At 74.2% G+C, this 6,000-nt stretch carries 6 protein-coding genes; 3 read left to right on the plus strand and 3 right to left on the minus strand.

Annotated features, from left to right (window positions below; genetic code table 11):
* Positions 1-48: 48 nt before the first annotated feature.
* Together ABEB00_RS28860 and ABEB00_RS28865 are read right to left on the minus strand one after the other, a co-directional pair.
* Positions 49-696 carry an ABC transporter permease gene (locus tag ABEB00_RS28860; RefSeq protein ID WP_345623396.1) on the minus strand — a complete coding sequence of 216 codons (648 nt, stop codon included), beginning with the start codon at positions 694-696 and terminating at the stop codon, positions 49-51.
* Positions 697-747: 51 nt separating this feature from the next.
* Positions 748-1,230 carry an Lrp/AsnC family transcriptional regulator gene (locus ABEB00_RS28865; protein WP_345623397.1) on the minus strand — a complete coding sequence of 161 codons (483 nt, stop codon included), beginning with the start codon at positions 1,228-1,230 and terminating at the stop codon, positions 748-750.
* A 136-nt stretch (positions 1,231-1,366) separates the two neighbouring features.
* Here ABEB00_RS28865 and hppD point away from each other — a divergent pair, with 136 nt between their 5' ends.
* On the plus strand, positions 1,367-2,512 hold the full coding sequence (hppD, locus tag ABEB00_RS28870; protein WP_345623398.1) for a 4-hydroxyphenylpyruvate dioxygenase: 1,146 nt from the start codon (positions 1,367-1,369) through the stop codon (positions 2,510-2,512).
* Between the two features lie 24 nt (positions 2,513-2,536).
* Here hppD and ABEB00_RS28875 read toward each other — a convergent pair whose 3' ends face one another.
* Positions 2,537-3,931 (minus strand): tetratricopeptide repeat protein, encoded by a 1,395-nt coding sequence (locus tag ABEB00_RS28875; protein ID WP_345623400.1) that lies wholly within the window; start codon positions 3,929-3,931, stop codon positions 2,537-2,539.
* Positions 3,932-4,023: 92 nt separating this feature from the next.
* On the opposite strand from ABEB00_RS28875, the gene ABEB00_RS28880 reads away from it, so the two are divergent.
* Positions 4,024-5,451 (plus strand): FAD-binding oxidoreductase, encoded by a 1,428-nt coding sequence (locus ABEB00_RS28880; protein WP_345623402.1) that lies wholly within the window; start codon positions 4,024-4,026, stop codon positions 5,449-5,451.
* A gap of 126 nt (positions 5,452-5,577) precedes the next feature.
* Positions 5,578-6,000, plus strand: a 423-nt coding sequence (locus tag ABEB00_RS28885) for a DUF2510 domain-containing protein (protein ID WP_345623403.1), incomplete at its 3' end; no start/stop codon positions are given.

Raw genomic sequence — 6,000 nt, forward strand, 5'->3', positions numbered from 1 at the left:
CTGCTCGCCCCGGCAGCCGTCCCGCCGTCGGAAGTCGTCGCAGTCGTCTCAGGCACGGATCCCCCTGGGAATGGTCAGCCGTCCGAGCAGGACGTACGCGGCGTCGAACAGCAGCGCCAGGACGATGATGCCGAGGGTGCCCGCGAGCACCTGGTTCAGGGCGTTCTTGCTGCCCAGCGAGGCGATCCCGCGGAAGATCTCGTTACCGAGACCGGGACCGGAGGCGTACGCGGCGATGGCCGCGATGCCCATCAGCATCTGGGTGGAGACCCGGATGCCGGTCAGGATCGGCGGCCAGGCCAGCGGCAGCTCCACCCGCAGCAGCCGGGCCACCCGCGACATGCCGATGCCCGTGGCCGCGTCCACCAGCGCCGGATCGACGCCGCGCAGCCCGACGATCGCGTTGCGCACGATCGGCAGCAGCCCGTACAGGGTCAGCGCGGTCACCGTCGGCGGCACGCCGAGCCCCACGATCGGGATCAGCAGGCCGATCATGGCCAGCGACGGGATGGTCAGGACGGTGGAGGTGGCCAGCGTCGCCAGGTTCCCGGCCCATTCGCTGCGGTAGGTGACCACGCCGGTCAGCACCCCGAGCAGGGTCGCCACCACCATGCACTGGAAGACCGCGCTGGCGTGCTGCCCGGCGTCGGTGAGGAGCTGCTGGTGCCGGCTGCCCAGGAATTCCCAGAAGTTCACCGCCGCTCACCTCCGGGTGGGGACCGGTCGCCGCCGGGCCTCCTGCTCGTGTCACTCGCTCACCTGACCGTCCTCGGCCGCCTGCTCCACCAGCGGGATGATCCGCAGTGGGACGGGGTTCTCCATGACGATCGTCGTGGCGGCCCGGACGATGCCATCAAAACCGACAACCCGGTCGATCACCCGCTGGAGATCGGCGTTGGAGCGGGCCACCAGGCGGCAGAGCATGTCCCCGGCACCGGTGGTGGTGTGCAGTTCCAGGACCTCCGGCACGGTCGCCAAGTGCGCCCGCACGTCCGGCCCTTGGCCCTGGCGGATCTCCAGCGTCGCGAACGCCGTGACCGGGTAGCCGAGCGCCGCCGGATCGACCTGGGGGCCGAAACCGCGGATGACTCCGTTCGACTGAAGCCGGTCCAGCCGCGCCTGCGCGGTGCCGCGCGCCACCCCCAGCCGCCGGGACATCTCCAGCACCCCGAGCCGCGGCTCCCGCGCCAGCAGGGCGATGATCCGCCCGTCGAGCCGGTCGATCCCCATGCCCGCCCGCCTCCTCCGTCCAACCGGCTGGTCATCCTGTACAGATAGCCCGTACCGACCGGCCTCCCACTGGTCACCATGCCCAGCGAAAAGCCGAACTATTGCGCACCTTGCAGAGTCGGGGGACCCTGCGATTATGACGCAGACCACACACCACACTCCCGACACCGCCCGGCAGGCAGACCCCTTCCCGGTCAAGGGAATGGACGCGGTCGTCTTCGCCGTGGGCAACGCCAAGCAGGCGGCGCACTACTACTCCACCGCCTTCGGCATGACGCTGGTCGCCTACTCCGGACCGGAGAACGGCAGCCGCGAGACCGCGAGCTACGTCCTGGAGAACGGCTCCGCCCGCTTCGTGTTCACCTCGGTGATCAAACCGGCCACCGACTGGGGCCGCTTCCTCGCGGCCCACGTGGCCGAGCACGGCGACGGGGTCGTCGACCTCGCCATCGAGGTCCCCGACGCGCGCGCCGCCCACGCGTACGCCGTCGCGCACGGCGCCCGCTCGCTCGCCGAGCCGCACGAGGTGAAGGACGAGCACGGCACGGTCGTCCTCGCCGCGATCGCCACCTACGGCACGACCCGCCACACCCTGGTCGAGCGCACCGGCTACGACGGCCCCTACCTCCCCGGCTTCGCCACCGCCGCCCCGCTCGTGCCGCCCCCCGCCCACCGCACCTTCCAGGCCGTCGACCACTGCGTCGGCAACGTCGAACTCGGCCGGATGAACGAATGGGTCGGCTTCTACAACGAGGTCATGGGCTTCACGAACATGAAGGAGTTCGTGGGCGACGACATCGCCACCGAGTACAGCGCGCTGATGTCCAAGGTGGTCGCCGACGGCACCCTCAAGGTCAAGTTCCCGATCAACGAGCCGGCCGTCGCCAAGAAGAAGTCCCAGATCGACGAGTACCTGGAGTTCTACGGCGGCGCGGGCGTCCAGCACATCGCGCTGAACACCGGCGACATCGTGGCGACCGTCCGCACCATGAAGGCGGCCGGCGTGCGGTTCCTGGACACGCCCGACTCGTACTACGACACCCTCGGCGAGTGGGCGGGCGAGACCCGGGTGCCGGTGGACGTCCTGCGCGAGCTGAAGGTGCTGGTCGACCGGGACGAGGACGGCTACCTGCTGCAGATCTTCACCAAGCCGGTCCAGGACCGCCCGACCGTCTTCTTCGAACTGATCGAACGCCACGGCTCCATGGGCTTCGGCAAGGGCAACTTCAAGGCCCTGTTCGAGGCGATCGAACGCGAGCAGGACCGGCGCGGCAACCTCTGAGACCGGCGCACCGCGGGCCCGCTGTCAGCGGGCGGGCGGGTCCTCCACCGAGGGCTCGCCCAGCGCCGCCAGCGCCCGCTCGCACCTCGGCGCGTGCAGCGGCGAGAAGTACGGGTCGATCCGCAGCGCCTCCGCCAGATGCCGCCGCGCCGCCCCGTACCGCCCCAGCGCCCGCTCGATCGCGCCCCGGTGGTAGATGTACGACGCGCTGCGCACCCCGCCCCCGCGGTCGCCGTCGGTCGCGCGCACCGCGTACCCGAGCGCCTCCTCGTCACGGCCCAGCCGGTGCAGCGCCCAGCCCAGGGCGTCGGCCACCGCCGTGCCGGGCTGCCGCCGCCACTCGGCGTCCAGCCGCCGCAGCGCCGCCCGCGCGTCCCCGTGGTCGGCCTCGAACCGGCCGAGCACCAGCTCCTCGTCCACCCCGGCCGCCGCCGCCCCGCGCACCCGCTCCCGCAGCAGGTCGTACTGGACCCGCGCGCCCTGCCCGAGCCGCAGCGACTCGTACAGCTCGCCCAGCTCCAGCGCCCACTCCGGGCGCGGCTGCCTGGCCAGCGCCGCCCGGTACGCGGCCAGCGCCTCGGAGGTCCGCCCCAGCGCCGCCAGCGCCCGCCCCTGACCGGCCTGCGCGGCCCGCTGGTCGGGATCGGCGCGCAGCGCCTCCCGGAAGAACCGCAGCGCCGGCTCCCGGTCCCCGCGCTCCAGCGCCAGCCGCCCGGCCTGCTCCAGATACGCGGCCCGCTCCACCGGCGCCCCGGCCGCCGCCGCGGCGTCCGAGATCCGGGCCGCCGCGTCCTCCCGCCAGCCCCGGTCCCGGTACACCGCCGCCGCCCGCGCCGACCCGGCCGGCCCCGGCCGCAGCTCCAGCAGCCGGTCCAGGGCCCGCCCCACCCCCTTGTGATCGCCGAGCCCGGTGTACGCCTCGACCAGCACCGCCTGCGCCGTCCACCGCTTCGGCGCCCGCCGGGCCGCGGCCTCCCCCCAGGTGCGCGCCGCGGGGAAGTCCCGGCGCGCCACCGCCAGCGCCGCGAGCCACTCCAGCGTCGCCGGGTCCTGCCGCGAGCCCAGCCGCAGCGAGGTCCGCAGCGCCTTCGCCGCCTTCGGGAAGTGGGCGGGGTCCGCCGTCCGCCGGCCGTGCTCGACATGGGCGGCCCCGAGCACCGCCCAGGCCCGCGCGTCCAGCGGATGCGCCCGCAGGTGCGCCTCCCGCTCGCCGATCAGCACCGCCAGACCGGGCAGAGCGGCCGGCAGCCCGGCGCCGATCGCCCCGCCGGCCCGCGCCGCCGGCCCCGGCGCGGGCCGGGGGGCGGTACCCCGCTCCCAGGGCAGCACCAGCACTCCGCCGAGTACGGCGGCCCCGGCGACCGAGGCGATCACCAGCCGCCGGGCGCGGCCCCGACGCCGCCGAAGTCGGATTTCCATACCGTCCACTGTGCGCTCATGCGACCGGCCCACCCGTGCAGGTGAAGGGTCGCGCCCACGGGGTTCACACCGATGGCCCCCGGTGCGACCCTGTGATCATGAGCCGTATCGAAGCGCGTCCCGACGAGGAGACCGCGAGGACCGGCGACCTCCTCGACCGACTCCTCGGCCGACTGCGCGGCGGGCTGCCCGCCGACGCCGTTCTCACCGACCCCGACGTCACGGTCTCCTACGCCCGCGACATGGCGAGCTTCTGCCCGGCCGGCACCCCGGCCGCCGTCGTGCTGCCGCGCACCGTCGAAGAGGTCCAGCACGTCATGCGCACCGCCACCGCACTGCGGGTGCCGGTCGTCCCGCAGGGCGCCCGCACCGGCCTGTCCGGCGGCGCCAACGCCGACGACGGCTGGATCGTGCTCTCCCTGACCAGGATGGACCGCATCCTGGAGATCAGCCCGGTCGACCGGATCGCCGTCGTCGAACCCGGCGTCGTCAACGCCGCCCTCTCCCGCGCGGTGGACGCCCACGGCCTGGCCTACCCGCCCGACCCGTCGAGCTGGGAGACCTGCACCATCGGCGGCAACATCGGCACCGCCTCCGGCGGCCTGTGCTGCGTGAAGTACGGGGTGACCGCCGAGTACGTCCTCGGCCTCGACGTCGTCCTCGCCGACGGCCGCCTGATGTCGACCGGCCGCCGCACCGCCAAGGGCGTCGCCGGGTACGACCTCACCCGGCTCTTCGTCGGCTCCGAGGGCTCGCTCGGCATCGTGGTCCGCGCCGTGCTGGCCCTGCGCCCCAAGCCGCCGGAGCAACTCGTGCTGGCCGCCGAGTTCGCCTCGGCCCGCGCCGCCTGCGACGCGGTCTGCGCGATCATGGCGGGCGGCCACGTCCCCTCCCTCCTCGAACTGATGGACCGTACGACGGTCAAGGCGGTCAACGAACTCGCCCACATGGGCCTGCCCGAGGCCACCGAGGCGCTCCTGCTCGCCGCGTTCGACACCACCGACCCCGGCGCCGACCTCGCGGCCGTCGGCGCGCTGTGCGAGGCGGCCGGCGCCACCCAGGTCGTCCCCGCCGACGACGCCGCCGAGTCCGAACTGCTGCTCCAGGCCCGGCGGCTGTCGCTCCCCGCCCTGGAGGCGGTCAAGGGCACCACGATGATCGACGACGTGTGCGTGCCCCGCTCCCGGCTCGGCGACCTCCTCGACGGGGTCGAGCGCATCGCCGAGAAGTACCGGCTCACCATCGGCGTCTGCGCCCACGCCGGCGACGGCAACACCCACCCCGCGGTCTGCTTCGACGCCGCCGACGCCGACGAGTCCCGCCGGGCCCGTGAGTCCTTCGACGAGATCATGGCCCTCGGCCTGGAACTGGGCGGCACCATCACCGGCGAACACGGCGTGGGCGTCCTGAAGAAGGAGTGGCTGGCGCGTGAACTGGGTCCGGTGGGGCTGGAGATGCAGCGGGCGGTCAAACAGACCTTCGACCCGCTCGGCATCCTCAACCCCGGCAAGCTCTTCTGACCGTCCCATGGCCCTCTCCCCGGGCTCATCGGGACCGGTACGGCGGGACGGGAGATGCGGGGCGCGCCCGTCTGATAGATGTGGAGCCCCCCCTACCCACCCCCGAGCAGATACGGGACGACGGACATGAGCGCCCCCACCCCGGCCCCCGGTGACGACCGGCCCCGCGAAGGGTATTACCCGGACCCGTCCATTCCTGGATATGTCCGGTACTGGAACGGTGCCTCCTGGATGCCGGGCACCAGCCGTCCGGCGCCCGCGGACGGCGAGCCGCTCGCCCCGCCGCCCGGGGCGCGGCCGGCCGGACCCTCGGTGGAGGAGACCGGCCCGCACTTCTTCGACGAGGACCCGGTCGCCGGTTCCGCGTCCGCCGCCCCGTCGGGGCCGCAGCACGGCAACCGGCCCGAGCCCGCCTCGGCCTGGGCCGCCGACCCCGCCCGCCAGGCCGGCGCGGGCCCCGGCTGGCCGGTCCCGGGCCGGCACGACCCGAGAGTGGCCCACACGTCCCCGCCCGCCGCCGCCTCGCCCGCGCCCGCCCCGCCCGCCCCC

The sequence above is a fragment of the Streptomyces ziwulingensis genome, assembly GCF_039542605.1.
Classification (GTDB): domain Bacteria; phylum Actinomycetota; class Actinomycetes; order Streptomycetales; family Streptomycetaceae; genus Streptomyces; species Streptomyces ziwulingensis.